The 19,216-nt window shown below is 44.1% G+C and carries 11 protein-coding genes; 2 read left to right on the forward strand and 9 right to left on the reverse strand.

Annotation, left to right across the window (positions count from 1 at the left end; translation table 11 throughout):
• Positions 1–245: 245 nt before the first annotated feature.
• On the reverse strand, positions 246–3,863 hold the full coding sequence (locus tag ASG85_RS28035; protein ID WP_060648428.1) for an OmpL47-type beta-barrel domain-containing protein: 3,618 nt from the start codon (positions 3,861–3,863) through the stop codon (positions 246–248).
• Positions 3,864–4,218: 355 nt separating this feature from the next.
• Between ASG85_RS28035 and ASG85_RS28040 the strand changes: the two genes are divergently transcribed.
• A complete protein-coding gene (locus ASG85_RS28040) occupies positions 4,219–4,608 on the forward strand; it encodes a MerR family transcriptional regulator (RefSeq protein ID WP_057306308.1) in 390 nt (129 codons plus the stop codon).
• 119 nt (positions 4,609–4,727) lie between these two features.
• Entirely contained in the window at positions 4,728–5,918 is a 1,191-nt protein-coding gene (locus tag ASG85_RS28045) for an MFS transporter (protein ID WP_057305853.1), read from the forward strand.
• A 299-nt stretch (positions 5,919–6,217) separates the two neighbouring features.
• Here ASG85_RS28045 and ASG85_RS28050 read toward each other — a convergent pair whose 3' ends face one another.
• From ASG85_RS28050 to ASG85_RS28085, 8 genes are all read right to left on the reverse strand, one after another.
• Complete coding sequence (locus ASG85_RS28050) at positions 6,218–7,552, reverse strand: FAD-dependent oxidoreductase (protein ID WP_057305854.1); 1,335 nt, start codon at positions 7,550–7,552, stop codon at positions 6,218–6,220.
• 32 nt (positions 7,553–7,584) lie between these two features.
• Entirely contained in the window at positions 7,585–8,406 is an 822-nt protein-coding gene (locus tag ASG85_RS28055; RefSeq protein ID WP_321166610.1) for a carbohydrate ABC transporter permease, read from the reverse strand.
• An 18-nt stretch (positions 8,407–8,424) separates the two neighbouring features.
• Positions 8,425–9,324, reverse strand: a complete 900-nt coding sequence (locus ASG85_RS28060; protein WP_060648429.1) for a carbohydrate ABC transporter permease — start codon at positions 9,322–9,324, stop codon at positions 8,425–8,427.
• 281 nt (positions 9,325–9,605) lie between these two features.
• Positions 9,606–10,955 carry an ABC transporter substrate-binding protein gene (locus ASG85_RS28065; protein WP_060648430.1) on the reverse strand — a complete coding sequence of 450 codons (1,350 nt, stop codon included), beginning with the start codon at positions 10,953–10,955 and terminating at the stop codon, positions 9,606–9,608.
• Between the two features lie 119 nt (positions 10,956–11,074).
• Entirely contained in the window at positions 11,075–12,670 is a 1,596-nt protein-coding gene (locus ASG85_RS28070; protein WP_060648431.1) for a response regulator, read from the reverse strand.
• Positions 12,667–14,388, reverse strand: coding sequence for a histidine kinase (locus ASG85_RS28075; protein ID WP_162257292.1), 1,722 nt, complete (start codon positions 14,386–14,388; stop codon positions 12,667–12,669). Before ASG85_RS28075 ends, ASG85_RS28070 begins: the two co-directional genes overlap by 4 nt.
• 552 nt (positions 14,389–14,940) lie before the next feature.
• Positions 14,941–17,409 (reverse strand): hypothetical protein, encoded by a 2,469-nt coding sequence (locus ASG85_RS28080; RefSeq protein ID WP_060648433.1) that lies wholly within the window; start codon positions 17,407–17,409, stop codon positions 14,941–14,943.
• A gap of 34 nt (positions 17,410–17,443) precedes the next feature.
• Complete coding sequence (locus ASG85_RS28085) at positions 17,444–19,189, reverse strand: hypothetical protein (RefSeq protein ID WP_060648434.1); 1,746 nt, start codon at positions 19,187–19,189, stop codon at positions 17,444–17,446.
• Positions 19,190–19,216: the final 27 nt, after the last annotated feature.

Below are 19,216 nucleotides of genomic sequence, written 5' to 3' on the forward strand. Positions count from 1 at the left end.
TTACGTTGCCTAGAATATCTATTTCTTAACCGATTTCACTTTATACTTGTACCTCATACGATGATCCAATTACAAATGATAAAAAAAAGACCCTCCTGTACATCACTGTACAAGGAAAGTCCTTTGTTAAGGTTACTAAGGATTAGGTAAAACAAGCAAGACAATTAGCCTTATTCCTTATGGCCTTACAAGAAATCGAAAAGCAAATTGAACGTTTGCAAAGTTAGATGAGTTTTTATGGCTTACTAAGTCGATTGATCGTGAGGCACTGTGACAGTTACCGAAGTATCCGTTTTGTTGCCCGCTTTATCGGTAACCGTATAGGTAATGGTATAGATACGTCCGGATCCATCCCCTAATCTTTCAGCACGCAACCGAAATGAAGTGGCCGCTGTACCGATATTTGCCTCCATGTCACCTTGACCACTATCTGGTTCATTGCTCGTAATAGAGGTTAACACCACTGATTCAACGCCTGATGTAGCATCACTCGAATGAAGTGCAGCATTTATAACGACCATTTTATGATTCGCAGGCCAAATGGATGTTTTATCTAATTGAACAGTTAGTAACGGTGCCGTCTTGTCAATTTTAAACTCGATAGTTTGGATTTGCTCTACATTGCCTGCTTGATCCGTACTGCGATAATCGACCTTGTATATCCCTTCACCGAAGGCAGGAATGGAATCCGTATAGGTGATCCAACCCCCATTATTCACTTGGTATTCTGTTTTCGCCACGCCGGATAAATTGTCATATACAGACATGCTTACCGTAACATCCGACGTATACCATCCGTAACTGCCGTTATGTGCTGCCGGGCTTACAGTTGCAACACTTACGGGTGCTGTCTTGTCATTAGGCGTTACTTTCACCTCAGTCTCGGCATGAAGAGACGTCAATGGATTCGTGACACGGATCACTGCGCTGCCAACAGCCAGAGCATGCAGCTGTCCTTGGGCATCAATGGCTGCCACGTCGCTATTCGTGCTGCTCCAAAGCAGATTTTGATCCGTTGCATCGTTCGGAGTTATCCCCGCCGTAAATAAATGCGTATCTCCTACTTGCAAATCAAGCGCTTGGCTATCCAAGCTGATGCCCGTAGGGGGGATGAACTCGAACTTGACCACATCCGCACGAAGCGGTCTGTCATGAGCTGGATTCGCATCCTCGACCGTGATGTAGCTGGCACTTCCTCGCGGCAAATCATAGATGCCCAATACCTGCCATGAACCTTGTAATGTAGATTGATCAACGATCTTAGAATCGCTCTTTACGCCATCCGTATAAATCGAGTATTCGGCAGCTTTGGTCGTATACGCCGGAGTCGCGGGCGTTCCTGGCAAATAAACCGATACCCTATATCGTCCGGGCTGGGTGATTGTCGGCGTCCATTTGGCCGATGCGCCTGTTGGGTTCGTAATCGCTCGCGAGATACCGCCGTTATAACCTTGGAGAACCGTGGAAGTCACCCACTTATTCGTAGCGATTCCTAGTGGTCCGTTGACTTCCGTGTATCCCCCATTTGTGCCATAACTATTATAAATCGTAACCTGCTGTATGACGGGCATCGTTACCTGGATCTTCGCTTCGGCATAAAGGGAAGTTAGCGGATTCGTGGCTCGAATCACTGCCTCCCCGACCCCGGTCGCATTCGCATGCCCCTCGGCATCGACAGTCACGACTTGACTGTTCGAACTGCTCCAAATTAGCGACTGGTCAGTGGCCTCAGCAGGCGTAAACACAGCCGTGAAGGAATAATTATCTCCAACCCGTAAATCCAAGGAGTCGGTATCCAGAGCAATTCCTGTCGGCGGTATAGCCTCTAGCTTGATGACATCTGCCCTAAGAGGTCGATCGTGAGCTAGGCTTGTGTCTTCGAGCAGGATATAGCTGCTTGTTCCCCTTGGAAACTCATAGGTACCCAATACCTGCCATGATCCCTGCAGAGAGAATTGATCAACAACTTTCGTCTCCTGTTTTACTCCGTTGATGTAGATCGAATAAGCAGCCATCTTGGTGGTATTCACCGGAGTGGCGGGCGTTCCAGGGAGATACGCTGAAACCCGATAGCGTCCGGACGCGGACACATTCGGTGTCCATTTGGCCGTTGCGCCCGTTGGGTTCGTAATCGCTCGCGAAATACCGCCGTTGTAGCCTTTGAGCACGGTAGAGGTTACCCATTTATTAGTAGCCGTGCCAAGCGGTCCATTGACTTCCACATAGCCTCCCATGCTGTAACCACTATATAGAGTGATCGGATTGGTAATCGTCGGCGGAATCTCTTCGATATAAGGAGCCTCCAACTCACCTTTTACATAAAGCGGATTCTCATCCAGCCGCAGCCGTACATAACCATTCGTTGGCGTATATGCCACCGTATTCCCCATGATGTCCGTGACATGAAGGCTGCTGTGAGTATACAGCTTGAGGTCGGCTCCCGCAGGAGCGTACATGACCCGAATATCCTCCGCTGCTGTATGAAACTTATGACTATAAACGCCAGGTCCAACATCCTCCGTGGTTTGGAAATCCGCTCCCGTTAATTCACGGGTCATAGTCGCATAAGCGGCATAGGCCGGCTTAGGAACATAGGCCCCTTTGACATCGTCAGGATTCCGAATCAAACCGAACGTTCCCTCAAATTCATTCGGAACTGTAGATTTATTTTGCAAATTATAGATATTGATTTTTTGGATACCATTTGCCAAAGCAGTGACAATTCTTCGAGCCACATAGTTGGCTTGGACATGCTCGTCGAAATTGAAGTTACTAAATCCTGTCTCCGAAAGATTGATAGGGATGGTTTGATTATTGTTATAGGTTTTCATTATATTTTTGTGCCTGTTGATATCTTTAACGAAATCCTCTGGATTCCTCGTATACGAATGAAACGAATACTCATCCATATAATTCAGCGCACCCTTTTGGTAAAGCGCTTCCAAAAATGCATCTGAACCCAATTCGCCAAATACAAATCCGGTTATTTTCACATTCGGAAAAAGGGGATGAATTTGTTCGTAGGAGGTTTTTAACAAATTGAAGTAAAAATCCGCTTTCTCTGCCTCAGTGCTAAGTCCCTTCCCGAACGAAGGAATGTCCGGCTCGTTCCAAATTTCCACCTGACCGATCTGGGGATACCTGCTCAATACTTGCTTGCCATATTCAGCAAATGCCGTCCTTCCCTCCAAACTTGTCGGTGCATTTCCCCCATCGTATAAATTATTATATAACGCCAGAGTTAAATAGGGCTTGAGATCGTTCCCCGCTACACGCGACATGAAATCGTCATGGAAGGATTTAAAGCTATAAACCCCCTTCGTCGTATCCTCGATGTCCCCCCACCGCAAGGCATCCCTGACATACTTAACCCCCATTTTTTTGGCAATCGGGATCAGGGCTGCGGAGTCTTGAGCAATTAAGTCGGTTCGTGCAGCATGTGTTTGTACGGAAAAATGCGAATCCGCCACTTGGCTCAGATCGAAATTCGAGACGACCGCGAACGAAGTATCTTTGGAGGCAATAACGTTCCCGTTCTGCTTGGCTGTAATCACTAAGTTGAACCATCCATTTTTACCGGGATTAACGGTTAGCAGGGTCGTTCCGTCACTTACGGCTTGGCTTCCGGACTGTACGGTGTTATTCCAATAATCGGAATAAACCCAATCAATCGAGTCCCCATCTGTATGGATTTGGAAGCTCTTGGTGTCATTTTCATAGAAAATGTTCCCTATTGTGTTTTGCTCAATGGTTAATGCTGCCGCATAAGCAACTTGGTTTCCCGAAATAAGGGTGAACCCATAAGTTGCTAGTAGAGAAAACACAAGAATTGAAGAACATAAACGACCAAGCAATTGTTTCATAGCGTGACTTCTCCCTTCAAATGTAAATAAATGTTTTAAAATCATTCGATACCGATGCTATATTCCCGATGTTCCCCCAATCTCTAGCATAGATTGAAACCGTTTACGATTTAAATTATAAGTAGATGGAAAAATACTGTATACGGACTCTTTTAATTTGTTCAAGGACATTTTTAATCTCTTTCCCCTCTACCTCAGCAATTAAATTTGATGCTTCCGCACCCACGTTTTTGAGCACCGATGATACGCCCCATTTCATTTTCCGCCACAATCTTACTCGCGGATCGTATACGTTAGGATGCATAAAATTAAAATTACTTGCTTTAGAGTGAACTCGAAAGTATATACTGTTGTTATGGAAAAGTTATTAACAATTCGACAGGTTGCTGACATTACAGGTCTTAGTGTTCACACGTTGCGTTATTACGAAAATATTGGTCTTCTTAGCTCAATCCATCGCAATAAAAATGGTTACCGCTGTTACTCAAAAGTAGACATTATCTGGATTGAGTTTTTGAATCGACTGAAAGCCACAGGAATGCCAATCAACAAAATGCTCGAAATCGCCGAGCTAAGGTGGCGAGGCGATTCAACTTTAACTGAAAGGAGAATTCTTCTCGAGGAGCACTACAAAGAAGTTCAACTACATATGATTGAGCTTAACCAAAATTTAAATTTGCTTGCAGATAAGATCGTGACTTATAAGGAGATGGAGAAAAATTACATGCTTAACATAACAGAATGAGTCTGACCCTAATACCCATCAATCATTGGGTATTGTTTGTCGCCAATTCATGAAATACATTTTATCCCTTACATGCATTTTATTGTTCATTCATTGAAACTAAGGAGAATTCTATTTCTATGAAAAAGTCATATATTTCCTCTATCATCGCCATCGGCATATTTGGAATAATTAATACCGAACTTGGCGTTGTGGGTACTTTACCACAGATTACTCAGCACTTCCGAATCAGTGTTTCGCAAGCAGGATTACTTGTAAGTCTGTTCGCTCTCGTCATTGCCATTTTCGGTCCATTTATGACTTTATTATTCTCAGGGGTAAATCGCAAAAATATCTTGGCTGGAGTACTTGCTATTTTTGCAATATCAAATCTTGGCTCAGCATTTGCCCCCAACTACACGGTTCTATTACTTTTTCGAATTCTACCTGCTTTTCTTCATCCCGTTTATTTTTCGGTCGCTTTTACGGCGGCTGCGAGTTCTGTCCCAAAAGATCAAAGTACCAAAGCAGTCGCCAAAGTATTTACTGGCGTGACTGTAGGAATGGTCTTAGGAATTCCGATCACTTCATTTATTGGAAATCAATTTTCTCTTGAATCATCATTTCTATTCTCAGCAGTTATCAATGCTATTACATGTATGAGTATTTTAAGTTGGATCCCCTCCATGCCAGTAAAAGAAAAAATGTCCTATGGGAAACAATTGAAAGTTTTAGTAAAACCCCAATTATGGTTTAATATTGCAACTGCATGTTTGATTATGGCAGCTTTATTCGCCGTATACAGCTATTTTGCAGAATATCTAGGGAAAGTGACAAACATGAAGGGTACAACGATAAGTGTCATGTTAATTCTATTTGGAGCAAGTGGTGTTTACGGCAATCTACAAACTGGTAAGCTATTAAGTAAAAGCATCGTTAAAACTACCATTTTTTATCCTTTGGTATTGGGAATGATCTATTTATTGATATTTTATGCGGGAACCTACACGATTCCGATGATTGTTATTATCATTGTATGGGGAGCTGTTTTCACAAGCGGTCTCATAATAAGCCAGACTTGGCTAACCTCTGAGGCCTCAGAAGCGCCTGAGTTTGCAAATAGCTTGTTTGTATCTTTTGGAAATCTAGGTGTCTCATTAGGTACCACCTCGGGGGGGTGGTTTCTATCCCAGATGGGAACGCATCAGATTATATGGAGCGGTGTATTGTTTCTGATGCTTGCTTTCATCTGCATTGGATTAAAAATCAGGCTTTTTGATCCGAAACGGGATAAAATTTTACTAGCAAAGAATATCACCAGCAACGAATGAACGCTGGCTACCTCAAAGTGTCCGATCCCGCTGGGCTCGCCGCTTATCAGATGGACTCTCACAACTGCCAGCGCATTTTCGTTTTGGTAACCTTTCTGAATCGACATAATAAGTTAAAAGATTTTGACAAACAAGCGTTTCACTTCAGAAGCAGTTGTTTCCGATAGGCAACGAGCGGGAACGTTCGCCTCACTAGAGTGCGCATATTCCGAATAGCAGGATCTGAATTGTTCACCACTTCGTCTGACTGCCTTGTAGCGAAATTGGCCGCCTACAATTCTTGACGCAATACGTTTTACCTACACAACATGTATTTCCTTAACAGGACCTTCTACGAATTGGCCCCGGGTTTGCAGAATATAACGTATCTCTTCGGCAGGAACCATACGAACATCGCTGAAGCCAGATTTGACAGTTAGTGCAGCGGCAGTGCCTGCTGCCTCACCGATAGCGCTAATTCCTGACATGACACGGTAAGAAGCGTGGGCCTCAAAAGTACCGCTAATGCAGCGCGAGCTTAATAACAGATTGCCAAATCCTTTAGCGATAAGACTGCGATAAGGAATATGATAATACCCTGGGCTTGGCAAAATAGTCATATACTCTTGGTGATTTTTATTTCCATCTGGATCATGGACATCCACATCATAAGCACAAGCAGCCACCATATCATCAAACTTGCGTACTTGCAGACAGTCTTCCCCGGTTAACATGTAATCTCCGATAACTCTGCGGCCTTCACGTACCCCTAGCTTCGTAAAAATAGTCTCAATCTTCGCATCCCGAAAAGCTGGGTGCTCCCTGATCGCTTCAACTAATTCATACACTTGAACTTTGCCGATTTCAAACGCACGTTCAACGGATCCTGGAATGGTGGGATCAACATCGCTTATCGCAGTCGAATTAAATAGGAATGCTTTCCCATCTGGATAAGGGAATGCTAATACGCCCTGACGCATATTCGTGCTGTTCTTTCTCTGTTTCATCGCAACATAATAGGGCTTGAGCGTCTCTTCCAGCCAAAAAAAGCAGCCCCAACTTGTGACATCTTTCACTTTAAATAAAGAGGTATCGAATCCGGTGAGTTTGAAAGTAACCGTCGCCATCTGCATCTTTCCATCTTTGTCTCGCCCCTTTTGAAACTCAGCTCCTGCCAATGCAGATAAATTCCCGTCAGCCGTCCCGTCCAGGAACACGCGACCAAATACACGCGTTTGCTTAGATCCAGTGATCGTCACTGAACGAATATTCCCATCTTCCACCTGTACAGCGTCCACCTCGCAGTCCGTCCATACGGTCAGATTTTTCTCTTTTTGAATTAATCGATGATAGGTTTCTTTTAATTCCTGTTCGTCATAGCTGGATACCGTTTCCTCGTCAAAGGTCAATCCCGTATTCTGATAGGCCTGCGGGAATAATTCCTTATGAATCCCCGTGTTCACACATCTCCCATCATGATCACGAAACTTGCATACTAAAGCAATAGCCGCATGGACGCCTGTGCCGCCAATCTCACTCATTTTTTCAATAAGCAGCACCTTGCTTTTTAATCTTGAAGCAGCTAAAGCGGCACAAATGCCACCTACTCCTGCCCCAACAATCACAATATCAAAATCGTTTGTAAAATCATTCATGGATATCACTCCTTTATTAAATTTCGCTGCTGTTACCCTTTCAGGCCGCTGCTGGCAATGCCTTCAACAAAGAATCTTTGGAAAATGGCTACGACGGTGATGAGAGGAAGCAGCGCCGAAACCGAAGCGGCCATAATCAAGGAATAATTTGCACCATATTCATCTACAAAGCTGGAAAGACCTATCGGTAGTGTGAACAATTCACTTGAACGCAAGAAGATCAACGGATTCTCATATTCGTTCCAGTGCCAGGTAAAAGTAAGTATGAGGAGTGTTACAATGGCAGGCTTCGTTAATGGCAAACAAATTTGCCAATAGATCCGGAAGAATCCCGCTCCATCCACTTTTGCCGCTTCAAGCAGCTCGTTCGGAATTGTACTGAAAAATTGCCGCATCAGGAACGTTCCGAATACGGTAAAAATCCCCGGTAAAATGACGGCCCAATGGGTGTTAACTAAGCCAATGCGATCGAACAGGATAAACCTAGGGACAAGCAGCACCTGAGCGGGAATGATCATTGTAGCCAAGTACATAAGGAAGATAAAATCTCTTCCCTTAAAATTCAGTTTGGCAAATGCGAATCCAGCCAACGAGCTGGTGATGATGGAGCCAACAACCGTAAAGAAAGTGATTTTGGCTGAGTTCCAATAAAATAAAGCAAATTTATATTTGCCACCCCAAACCTCTTCGTAATTCGAGAAAATCGGATTTTTGGGGATCCAATTGATCGGGTATTTGAATAAATCAGCTTGGATTTTGAAGGATGAAGAAATCATCCAGATGAACGGGATCAAAACCATGACACCCAAAACCAACATGACAAGGGTAACGCTTAATTTTCGCAAAGATATCACTACGAACCCACTCCTCCATTAAAAATGCTGCTGCCATTTCTTCTGACTGCGCCACTGAACCAAAGTAATCGAAAAGATGATGATGAATAAAACCCAGGACATCGCTGCCGCATAACCCATTTTATAATTCTGGAAGGCAGTGAGATAAATATGATAAGCAATAACCATCGACGAATTGACTGGACCGCCTTGTGTCATCACATTCACAACAGCAAAAACCTGGAAGGTGGAGATAATAAGAGTTATGGCAATCAAAAAAGTAGTTGGCTTCAGCATGGGTACTGTGATACTGAAAAACTGCCTCAATCCTGTGGCTCCGTCAATTGAAGCCGCTTCATATAAATCTTTGGGGATTCCTTGTAGTCCCGCCATATACAACACCATCGTGTATCCAATGTAAGTCCACACGACCATAATGATGATGGCCGGCAATGCCCACGTCGTGCTCCCCAACCACTCGGGAGGATTGGCAACCCCCAGCGATCTTAGGAAGGCGTTGATCGGGCCATCCTGTGCATTGTAAAGCACGCTCCATACTACAGAAACGGCAACCAAACTGCTGACATAAGGAAGGAAAAACAAAGTTCGTAATAAACCCTTGGCATAAACATGTCGATTAAGCAATACGGCTACAACCAAGCCTATCGCCATTGCACTGGGCACCGTTACGCCTGTCAAAATAAAATTGTTCTTGAGTGCGTGCCATAAGTAAACGTCATTCACTAATTTTTTAAGATTTCCTAGTCCAGCGAAACTCAGCCCAGCAAAGCCCTTTAAGTAATCCCAATCTGCAAAAATCAGCATAAAGCTGAAAAGCAGAGGTAGAATGACGAAGAAAAAAACGCCGAGAAAGTTCGGCAAAATAAACAAATAACCCGCCAATTGTTCCTTCATGTTATGTTTGGACGCTCGTCGCATGATGCCACCTCATTTAGCTATATTCAACCCATACCCGTATCATAAACAGTAGCGAATCAGAGTGGAATGGCGTGATTTAGGTTGTTACAGCGTTGATATTAAGATGTAGGAAAACAACTCAGATAAACTTAGCCTGCAGCAAGCAAGTAAGCACTCACAGTTGCCTTATTTTCCGCACGCTTACCCCAAACCCGAAAACATATAAAATGCTTACAATTTCAGAAAAAGGACCTGGCAGACTTCAAATTGAAGTCCGTCAGGTCCCTTTTCTAACACAACCTTTATTTTTTTTCAGCCTTAATCGCTTGATCCGCTCTTGTCTTCATATTCTGAATGGCTTTGTCTAAGGGCTGCACACCCATGACGTATTTCTCTGTTTCTTCATTAATGATTTTGGTCATTTCCGGTAAAGCGGTGGAAATCGTTTGAACGGGGAACGTATAATCGCCTTTGATTAGAGATTTCAGAGAATCCACGTTAATTAGGTTTCCTGCATCTCCAACCATGAGCTCAGCCACCTTATCTACATCAATCTTCTTGGAAGACGGCAACCGTCCACCCGGAATCATGAGAAGATTCCCTTCAGTTAGGTACCACGATATAAATTGAAAGGCTTCGTCTTTGTTCGAAGACGTATTGTTAATCGACATGAAGTCGTTGAAGCCTGCTGTATTCACTTTGCCGCCCTTCTCTAACTGGGGTACTGGCGCAAAAATGGTTTTGAAGTCATGCGGGAAGCTTTTCGTATCCTTTACATTCCTTAGCAGATGTGTACCTCCGAAAATCATGGCTGATTTACCGGTTAGAAGCTCGTTTGGAGGAAGCAGTTTGTTGGCGATAATTTCTGGCCACTTGACCGATAATCCTTTGTCCTGCAGCGCTTTTTGATATTCCAAGCCCTTCTTGACGGCAGGACTGTCGAAGGTTGACAATCCATCCGCTGTATAGTAGGAATCCACCGGCTTATTCTCAAGAATGGCAAAACGCACCATATTATCGTCTGGAACCTTGATAAAACTGCCCTTCTGGTCCGGTGTATGCAGCTTCTCGGCAAGAGCCATGTAGTCATCCCATGTCCATCCTTGAGCCGGAATCTTCTCTCCCGCTTTCTCCAAGGCCGTTTGATTAATCATAACGGAAGATAATAGCTTCATAGCCGGTAGATAGTGCGTTTTCCCTTTATACGGGACGACATTATCTTTGCCAATAATATCATCCACATTAAGCTTATATTTGCTAATCAAATCATCCAACGGAAAGGTGACGCCCGCATTCGCTCGGCGATTGTAATTCGTTTCTCCATAACTGAAGAAGATGTCTGGAGCATCGGAGTTGCTAATAAGAGCCGTATCGAGCTTCGTGTTGCCGCTATCGTCGTTCACGTAACGTGTATACTCCACTTGAATATCAGGATGTGAGCTGTTCCACTTCATGACCACGTCCTTGGGTCCACTTTCTTCTGGAATGCCGCCCCACATCTTAAGTTTGACGGCTTTCTTGGGAACTGCGGAGCTTGCAGTCGTTGCTGCAGCGGGAGATGAGCTTGATGGGTTGTCGCCTTTTGCACAGCCGGAAAGCATCAAACTAAATGCCATTGTGAGTGATAGTGCGGAATAAATCGATTTCTTCATACTGGTAAAACCCCTCTCTTACTTGTTTTCATCCGTTAGGAACATCATTAGCATAGCAAAGTGATCATTCCTGCGTAATGAATTCATTTAAGATCTTACCTGTCTTGTTTTATCTACTTTTAATGAATATAGCGCTTCCGATATTCTTGCGGGTATATGCCTTCAATTTTTTTGAACAGCTTGGCGAAATAATTAGGGTCCGAATAGCCTATCGCGTCTGCAACTTCATAAATTTTAACATTGGAATCCTTGAGCAGTTCCCTGGCTTTCTTCATTCGTATACGAATCATGTAATCGATCATTGTTTCGCCGGTTTCTTTCTTGAATAAGGAGCTTAAATACGGTTCCGTAAAATTAACTTCTTTTGCCAAGTCGGACATTTTAAAGGAAGTACTGTACTTTTCTTCGATCATTCTTTGAACGGCTTGAATTTCCGGGCGAGGCTGATGAATCGCGCTTGCGCGCAAATGCTCGAAGAAGACTGAAATCCATCCAATCAACCAGTCGCTTATTTCTTGTATGGACTCAGATAGCCTCACGACATGATGAGGATACTTCCCTTCGTAAGGCACGATTGAATATAGGTCTCCTCCTTTATGTTGAAGGAACACCTCGAATAGATGGACAATATGCAGCCAACGTTCTCTGGCCAAATCTGGATAAGGTTTAGGTACTCCGTCTTCTAAATAAGCCTCCGCCATATTTCTTATGGCATTCTGAAGTGCTTCTTTGTCTTGCCGAGCCATCATATCAAGCCATTCATCCTGTGATGAAATAGGTAAAGCTTGGTTTGCAAACATTTGCTCCCTATAGTGAATGACACGACTCGAGTCATTGTAAAATCTCACCAAAAGCGCTTCATCGGCAAACTTGCATGCTTCATGCAGGTCGTATGCTCGTTCAACAGGGGCATAAGTACCGAAATAGACAGCTAATTTGAGATAGCGTTGTATACATTCCGTCATCTCTTGAAGCATCGGCTCCGCCCCCATACCGGAGATCATACCGAAACGCCCTCCATCCATTTCCACAATGTGTCCTGCCTTATATTTGCGCATAACTTCCCGAAGGATATTCATCACGGAAAAACGCAGCAGCTTTTCACTCTTAAAGCGATTCTCATCGACAACAGACTCGTATCGGTCAATTTTCATCATCGAAACTGTCCATGGAAATGGGGGAAGTAGATTCGCATATTCCTCTGAGAGATCATCCGCTTCCTTCTTTGAGTATTGCATGGTCAGGAGATCACGCAAATGCTTGTCCATGGTGATTTCTTGACGAAATTGAACCGTAGTCCGATTAAGCAGTAACATTTCCTCCTGCTTTTTACGTTCGTTCTCGATTTCCTTTTGCATTTGCTGCAGCTTGGTTTGAAGATCATCCGGCTGCATAGTTAGCTTCAATATGTAGTCGGAAGCTCCAAGCTGCAAGGCTCGCCTTACATACCCAAAATCATTATAGTTGGATAAAATTAAAATTTTGATGTGAGGATATAATTCCTTCACCCGTTCCATCAGCGAGATACCATCCATATTCGGCATGGAAATGTCGGTAATCAAGAGATCACATGGCTTTTCAGAAAGAATGGTAAGCGCATCCAATCCATCCACTGCCTCGCCGATCAATTCAAAGCCAAATTCCTCCCAAGGAATAAACGTCTTGAGTCCAAGCCTCACCAGAAATTCATCTTCCACTAATAAAAGCTTCGTCATGCTGGATCCTCCATCCGCTTCCAAGGCAGCTTAATAACCGTCTCCGCTCCAGCATCCATGCCATTGTGCATAAATAGCCCATAGGGTTCCCCGAAATGCATGCGAATCCGACTCTGAACATTCTCAAGTCCGATTCCACTATATTTCCCTTGCCTTATGGGATCGGATTTCTCAAGAGCGTCATCGGCAAGCTTTCTCTCAGACAGCCCTTGTCCATTATCTGTAACGGTAACAAACAACAAATCATCTTCATGATAAGCCGTAATACGGATGTTCAGAGGCATACGGTTCCCATGGATGATGCTGTTTTCCACAATAGGCTGAAGGGTGAATTTAAGAATGCGAGCAGACATTAGACTTTCATCGACATGAATCAACAACTCTATATTATCGTTAAACCGAATTTTTTGCAGCGAAAAATAATGTTGTATAAAATCAAGCTCATCTCTCAGTGTGACAACTTCGCTCTCCTGCTTCATACTGTAGCTGAGCATAATACCAAGGGATGTAATCATATCCCCAACGTTTTTAGCGCCCGAAAATACAGCCAGCCACTTAATGGAATTGAGTGCGTTAAACAAGAAATGGGGAGAAATTTGAGCTTGCAGGGCATGAAACCGTGCTTCCTCTTTAAGCTGCTGCTCTTCTCGAAGAGTCGTAACCATTTCCTTCAAGCTCGACAGCATACGGTTGAAATGATGGCTCAGAAGCCCGATTTCATCGTTTCCTCCTGCCAAAGCGGGCTTTTCGAAATTTCCGGATGCAGCTTTTCCCATTGCCTGCACGAGCGAGCGAATAGGCTTCATCAAACGAAGGGTAAAGATGACATAGATGAAAAGAAAACATGCGAATAAAACGATGACACTCCACGTCGTTGTGGAACGTACGTTTTTCAACTGCTGCATCCATTGTTCCTGCATGGGGATCCATTGCAATTGCCAGCCGGTTGCTTTTAAGGTTTGTAGGAATGTGGATCGTTCCTCTCCCGATTCAGCCCTGTTCCACAAATCATTTTGTCCCCACAGCAAACGGTTTTTATCGGATATCAGGAATTGGGCAGGGGAATCCTTCTCTAACCCATTAGAAACGAGAAACATTTCCTTGATTGGAAATGCGATAAAAACTAAGCCATACCCCTTTGTCGTCTCCCCTTTAATTAACCGGGCCATGGTAATAAAGCCCCCTTCTTGGTTGCCCTCAAGCCCTTTTACTCTCAGAGAAGGGTTCACGTCCCAAGCTGGAGCACCGTTTCTTTCTCTGGCTTGTTTCACATAATCCGGTATCACTTTAAGAATCGCTTCGTCTTGATTGGTCGCATAGATGCTGCCATTAAATCCATAAACCGCAACAATGGCATGGTTGTCCAAAATATATGAGATCAGGTTGTCCATCTTGCTCTGTAGACCAATTACCCTCTGGTAGGTAGGATAATCATCTAAATCCGACTGCCCCGAACTTCTTAGCAATTGCAAGACATCATAGTCGTTCGTGAGCAAATTCGAAACATTTAACGTCCGATTCAGCATATCGTCGGCTCGATCCGTAACCCGCTTTAGAACCTGGGCTTGTGTGTCGGTCATTTGTCTCATAAATATTTTGTCTGATTGAACGAAGTAAAGATACATCATAAATAAAATGGGAGCCACAATAAACAACGTAAATGCAAGTAAAAACTTCAGGCGCAAAGAGAAAAATATTTGCCTCTTGTTCATTGTCATTTTCTCTCCCCTTCGGAACAAATGTACAATAGCAACCGTCCACTGAACGGTTGCCATGAATACTTATATATTTAGTATTATAACTCCTACATTACTTATATAAATAGGTTCTATTTTATGTTTAAGCACGGTTAAATTTAATTTTTTCCGTTAGCCATCAATGTCCCTCGCAGGGCACCAAATCTGACGGTTCCATTATAGCCAACAACTCTAATGCAGCGAGCGGCGAAAGTCGCGAGCTTTGTCCCTTTGTTCGGCGAGAACGACTCGATGGCTGTCCCAAAAGTCACATTAGGAAATTCGGCTCCCACTTTGTGAATTTCGCAGTTTGCATGCTGCTTCCATTGGATTTATCTAGTGGAAGTATGAATTTCATTCGGAATACCGATTCGAATGTCCCGGAAGGTCAATAAGCCTTAAGGGGCTGTCCCAAAAATAGATTTATCTACTTTTGGGACAGCCCCTTCGAAGTTGAACTATTGTTCTCCGTCTTAATTAACATTGCACCCCAAAATCTCCAAAGCAGAAATGAATGTCCACTTCTTTCAGCAATTAATGAATCGCATACCTGCCCTCTTCAATGGACAGATTCATAACCCGCTCGGACTTGGTGTTGATTAGTTGAAAGTTGGCGGTGGATGTTCCTACATTTAATATCGTAATTCGGTCTGACAGAATGTTAATATCCAGATTTAGAGAATCCATTTCACTTGATTCCAAACGGTATAACTCCGGCAGATAACCACTGCTAAATCCTTCAATCGAATCGGACCATGTGTAATGCCCGGATGCAATACGATTATTACCTCTATATAATGGAACCGAACCACCTTTGAGCAGTTTCTTACCTGAGACTGTTTTTTGACCTGATTCAAAATGAATATAAGCTAAATAGCCATCTATCTCCAGAAGCAGTGCATATTCCGCTTGATCGGAGAGCAGGGACACATTTTGATGGGAAAGGGCCGTCTCCTCATGGGTTTGATTTGGGAGGGCAACAACAATGAAGGGCTTTAAGGTCTCATTTTCATGAAACTCCACGGCTCCACCATCATTCATAATCAATATATCCTCTACACCTTTCCATTTGGGATAAACATGCTTGTTCACATATGTAATCCCTGTGGATCCAAATAGCAAATATCCGATTTCGTTATCAATATTTACATACGGATATTCTGGATAATTCTTTACCAGGTTGGGCTGATCCCCGTAGAACCCTTTAAACGTTTCGGAATCCCCCGGAAAATAAAGAGTTCTCTGGCCTGGAGCAAGCTCGGGCATTGCCGAATAATTTTCATTACGGATCCCTATCATACCTGTTTTAAGTTCAAGTACTTTACAAGCTTTAACGGCATGAAACTGTTCTGCATAAACGCTATTCCCATTTGGGAGGGCAACAAACGCGACATTCTGCATGAGCTCGCGGTTTCCTCTGCCTATGGTAACAACGGCACCAAAACCATCCTCAAATGTGTTAATGCGTTGTTTCATCACGTCTCTAATGATAGATTCGTTAGTTAAACCTGGGGTTCCCAGTGATTGTTCAAACTGAACTGTTCCCGTAAAGCTTGCGTATAACGGAGTAATCGTCCATAAACCCTTCTTGGGAAGGCTTAAAGCCATTACATTGTTGCGCCAGCTAAAGCAAGTAAAGCTTTCCTTCGTCCGATGTACGATGGTATTCCCGTAGGGGTATTCATATACACCGGAAAGACGTGAAATCATTTCTGTTGGGTCGTTCGGCTCCACTCCTGGACCCCCAAAGACGTGAAGCAGGTAGGATTTTGTTAAATCAAGCGCGGAGCCCGGCTCCAAATCTTTGGCAAACTGAGCATGCGCAAGATTAATCACACACTCTTCTCCTCTTTCCTCTAATAGGCAGCCCCTTGAATTGCTTAGCTGAATCTTCTCAATGGTATCAAGTGCGCTTCGCTCAAACCTTGCTGCATCCGAATGATTGTGCAGCACATTCAAAATCGCATGAGTTAATTGACGCTCATGTTGGCGATTGTACCACCAATCCTGTCCCTGAACCGGGACAGCCAATCCGTCAAACTGCGCCCATATTTTAACCGTTTGATCGTATAGATTTACATTATTATGGACAGCACTGTCTAGTACTTCCAGCCCTCCCATTAAGGAGAGCGTGGCGTGGAAGGCCCGCAGATTCGTTCCTGCACATAGGTAGCTGGGATGTACAAAAGCATGATTTTCTGTTGTGAAATCCGGGTGAAATGTGACCGTTTTTATTCGATTCCCTGCAGGTGTGTCAATAAGTCCGGATGGGTCTGCCAAGCGATCCTTATATGTAGTAACAGAGCTAATCGACCATTGTATGAATCCCTTCTTCCAAGCCGAATGATGTGGATGGTCAGGGAATAAAGCTACACCTGCAGCTATCCCTGCAGAAGTCCAAGCGTTCTCTTCACACTGTGTATCGTAATAGGTTCCATTTCGCGGTTCTTCATCCGACCAGCGATCGGCGTAGCTTGCGACCATATTCTGCACAAGGATTCTGGTTTCGTCGTCTAAATCATCCCATAGAAGCCACGCGGCATGTGATAAGGAAGCTATGGATCTACCATTCTGGCTTGCCATGAAGAAGTTATCTCCTTCACCGCCCCACTTCTTCTCACTGCAATAAGGATTGATCCCTTTAACCCTGACACATTCACTCGGTCCTGTATCATGAGTAAAACCAGCGTAGCGAAGGCCCATGATGGCTTTCTGCTTCAATGTTTCACGGTTAATACCTGTAGCCTGCCTATCATAATCTCCAAGCTTGGCTAGTACAGCAAAAATGAACGAGCTCGCAGCCGTATCCGAGGAGTACCAAAAGTTTCCGCCAAAAAAGTGGCCGCTGTTTGGTTTTCCGTCCCATTTTTCAAATTGCTCATTAGCGAATGGCAGCCATCTCAATAAAATGTTATAAATGCGTCTTGACATTTCATTTTCCTTCGCATGATCCCAGCGGATTGGAGCTACCTTCCACACTTCGGCAGCCGGAGTAAATTCCATGATACCCACACTTCCTTATTAAGAAATAATTAGATTACAAAACAGCTTTACGGCATAGTACACCATGCCGTCTTTCTGATATATGCCTATACTGAGCTTCTTCACTTTCCGTCAGCGGAATCCAAACTACAACATTTTCACATTCCATAAGGCCTTCAATAATCGGGTTGCCTTCCTGGTCGAGCTTGAAAATTTGCAGCTTTCTGCGTGCCCGCTCCCAATCGTTAATTTGCTTACCTGTCCAAAATACAAATCCTTGCGGTCTGGCTTGCCTAACAATGCTCTGAAGCCAATCCCTGATAAATTCCTTGTTATGGATATGAATAGGATGGAAGCAAAAGTGGGCAACCCCCTCCACCCTCTTGGCTTGCTCCAGAAAAGGAGCGATAAGACTCGTATCTAGACTAAGAAAATCACCGTAAAGGAAGCTAATTTCAAGCACATCATATAACCGGTTGTGCTCATCCGACCAGGCCATTGGAAAATAAGGATGACAGGTTCCAAATAGGAATCCAACATTTCCTTTTTTGCTGTTCCCTCTAGTTTGATCTGAGGCTACTCCGTTGGCTTCACACCAACGAAACAACTCTCCCCAGCCCTCCACTCGCGTCAAATGATTCTTATTTGAAGAAATGTGCTTAAGTCCGGTTGTTTCTCTAAACCAGTTCGCTTGCCGTTCAAACTCATCGGCTCCCCACCTGCCATGATCCACAGGAACCGCGTTATAGTGGAGGCCGAGCTCGTCACCTGCTTGCAGAATTCGCTCATACATCGGCCTGCTGTACTCCTTCTCCATCATGCACCATGTAGCTGAGATTTCACATTCGCGGAGAAGCTGATACGTAGATTCTGCTTCAGTATCTCCAGTATGGTCACTGTCCAAGGAGATCAGAGCCACATGATCGATACCATTAGGCCAGTACCCGGTAAATGGCAGCGTCTTACCTTGACCTACAACTCGCTGCAGAAGATGGCTAATGAGAATTTCCCGCCACAAGTCCGCATAGGGATGGGCAAAATAAGGGACGCCCGTTTCCGTCTTTACTCGGTCCATTTCCCAGTCCATTTCTACTTGATCATCAGCTTTAAGCACGCCGTCGTTAACCGGGCCTGTTCCGTCAGGCGCAGGATATCCATCCTCGAAAACAGGCTTTGTCCCCTGCATGAGGCCAACAACCGTATAAGGAATATTTATTGACCACCGATCAATAAAACCCATTCCTACTGAAAATTGCTGAAGAGCATCGCCAGCATGCTGTCCATTGGGATGGTCTTTTACGATCCGCCCTATTTCCCTTATAGGCTTGATCGTTTTCGTTTCTTGGATCTGATAAACACTGGGATTGTTCTTTGCTCCTTCTTCCTCACGAAGAGAATTGAGCTTCTGGATCCAAGGAGCGGCTTGCAAAAATCGGAGTGGTCTGCTTTCCTCGAAAAGGTCGGATGGCAGGTGAGCGTACCCTTTATCCGCTGGCCTTCCCAGCATATATCCAAATCTATCGGCAAGGCAGTTTAATCCGGCATAGGAAATGACCGTTCCACCCTGTTCAGCAAATTCCCATACAATCGAAGCAGTGTCTGTATGCTCCTCCATCAAACCAATTAAAAGCACATCCAATTGACAAGCTTTGATCTGATTCACATTCGTTAGCCATTGAAAGGTTATGCCTCGGTGTGCAAGAATTTCTCCAAGAAACTGTTCGAATACATTGAGTCCAAACTCCCAACGCCGTTTCGCCGTTTTTTCATCTATCAGAATCCCTACTTTAGCCAGCTTCATGCTAAAACCCCCTTATTCCCATTCAAT

The sequence above is a fragment of the Paenibacillus sp. Soil724D2 genome, from assembly GCF_001427935.1.
In the GTDB taxonomy this organism is placed as follows: domain Bacteria; phylum Bacillota; class Bacilli; order Paenibacillales; family NBRC-103111; genus Paenibacillus_E.

What these genes read in the sequence shown, in the direction of transcription:
- ASG85_RS28035 (WP_060648428.1), bottom strand. Translation starts at nt 3,863, where the DNA reads ATGAAACAATTGCTTGGTCGTTTATGTTCTTCAATTCTTGTGTTTTCT.
- ASG85_RS28040 (WP_057306308.1), top strand. Translation starts at nt 4,219, where the DNA reads ATGGAAAAGTTATTAACAATTCGACAGGTTGCTGACATTACAGGTCTT.
- ASG85_RS28045 (WP_057305853.1), top strand. Translation starts at nt 4,728, where the DNA reads ATGAAAAAGTCATATATTTCCTCTATCATCGCCATCGGCATATTTGGA.
- ASG85_RS28050 (WP_057305854.1), bottom strand. Translation starts at nt 7,552, where the DNA reads ATGAATGATTTTACAAACGATTTTGATATTGTGATTGTTGGGGCAGGA.
- ASG85_RS28060 (WP_060648429.1), bottom strand. Translation starts at nt 9,324, where the DNA reads ATGCGACGAGCGTCCAAACATAACATGAAGGAACAATTGGCGGGTTAT.
- ASG85_RS28065 (WP_060648430.1), bottom strand. Translation starts at nt 10,955, where the DNA reads ATGAAGAAATCGATTTATTCCGCACTATCACTCACAATGGCATTTAGT.
- ASG85_RS28070 (WP_060648431.1), bottom strand. Translation starts at nt 12,670, where the DNA reads ATGACGAAGCTTTTATTAGTGGAAGATGAATTTCTGGTGAGGCTTGGA.
- ASG85_RS28075 (WP_162257292.1), bottom strand. Translation starts at nt 14,388, where the DNA reads ATGACAATGAACAAGAGGCAAATATTTTTCTCTTTGCGCCTGAAGTTT.
- ASG85_RS28080 (WP_060648433.1), bottom strand. Translation starts at nt 17,409, where the DNA reads ATGGAATTTACTCCGGCTGCCGAAGTGTGGAAGGTAGCTCCAATCCGC.
- ASG85_RS28085 (WP_060648434.1), bottom strand. Translation starts at nt 19,189, where the DNA reads ATGAAGCTGGCTAAAGTAGGGATTCTGATAGATGAAAAAACGGCGAAA.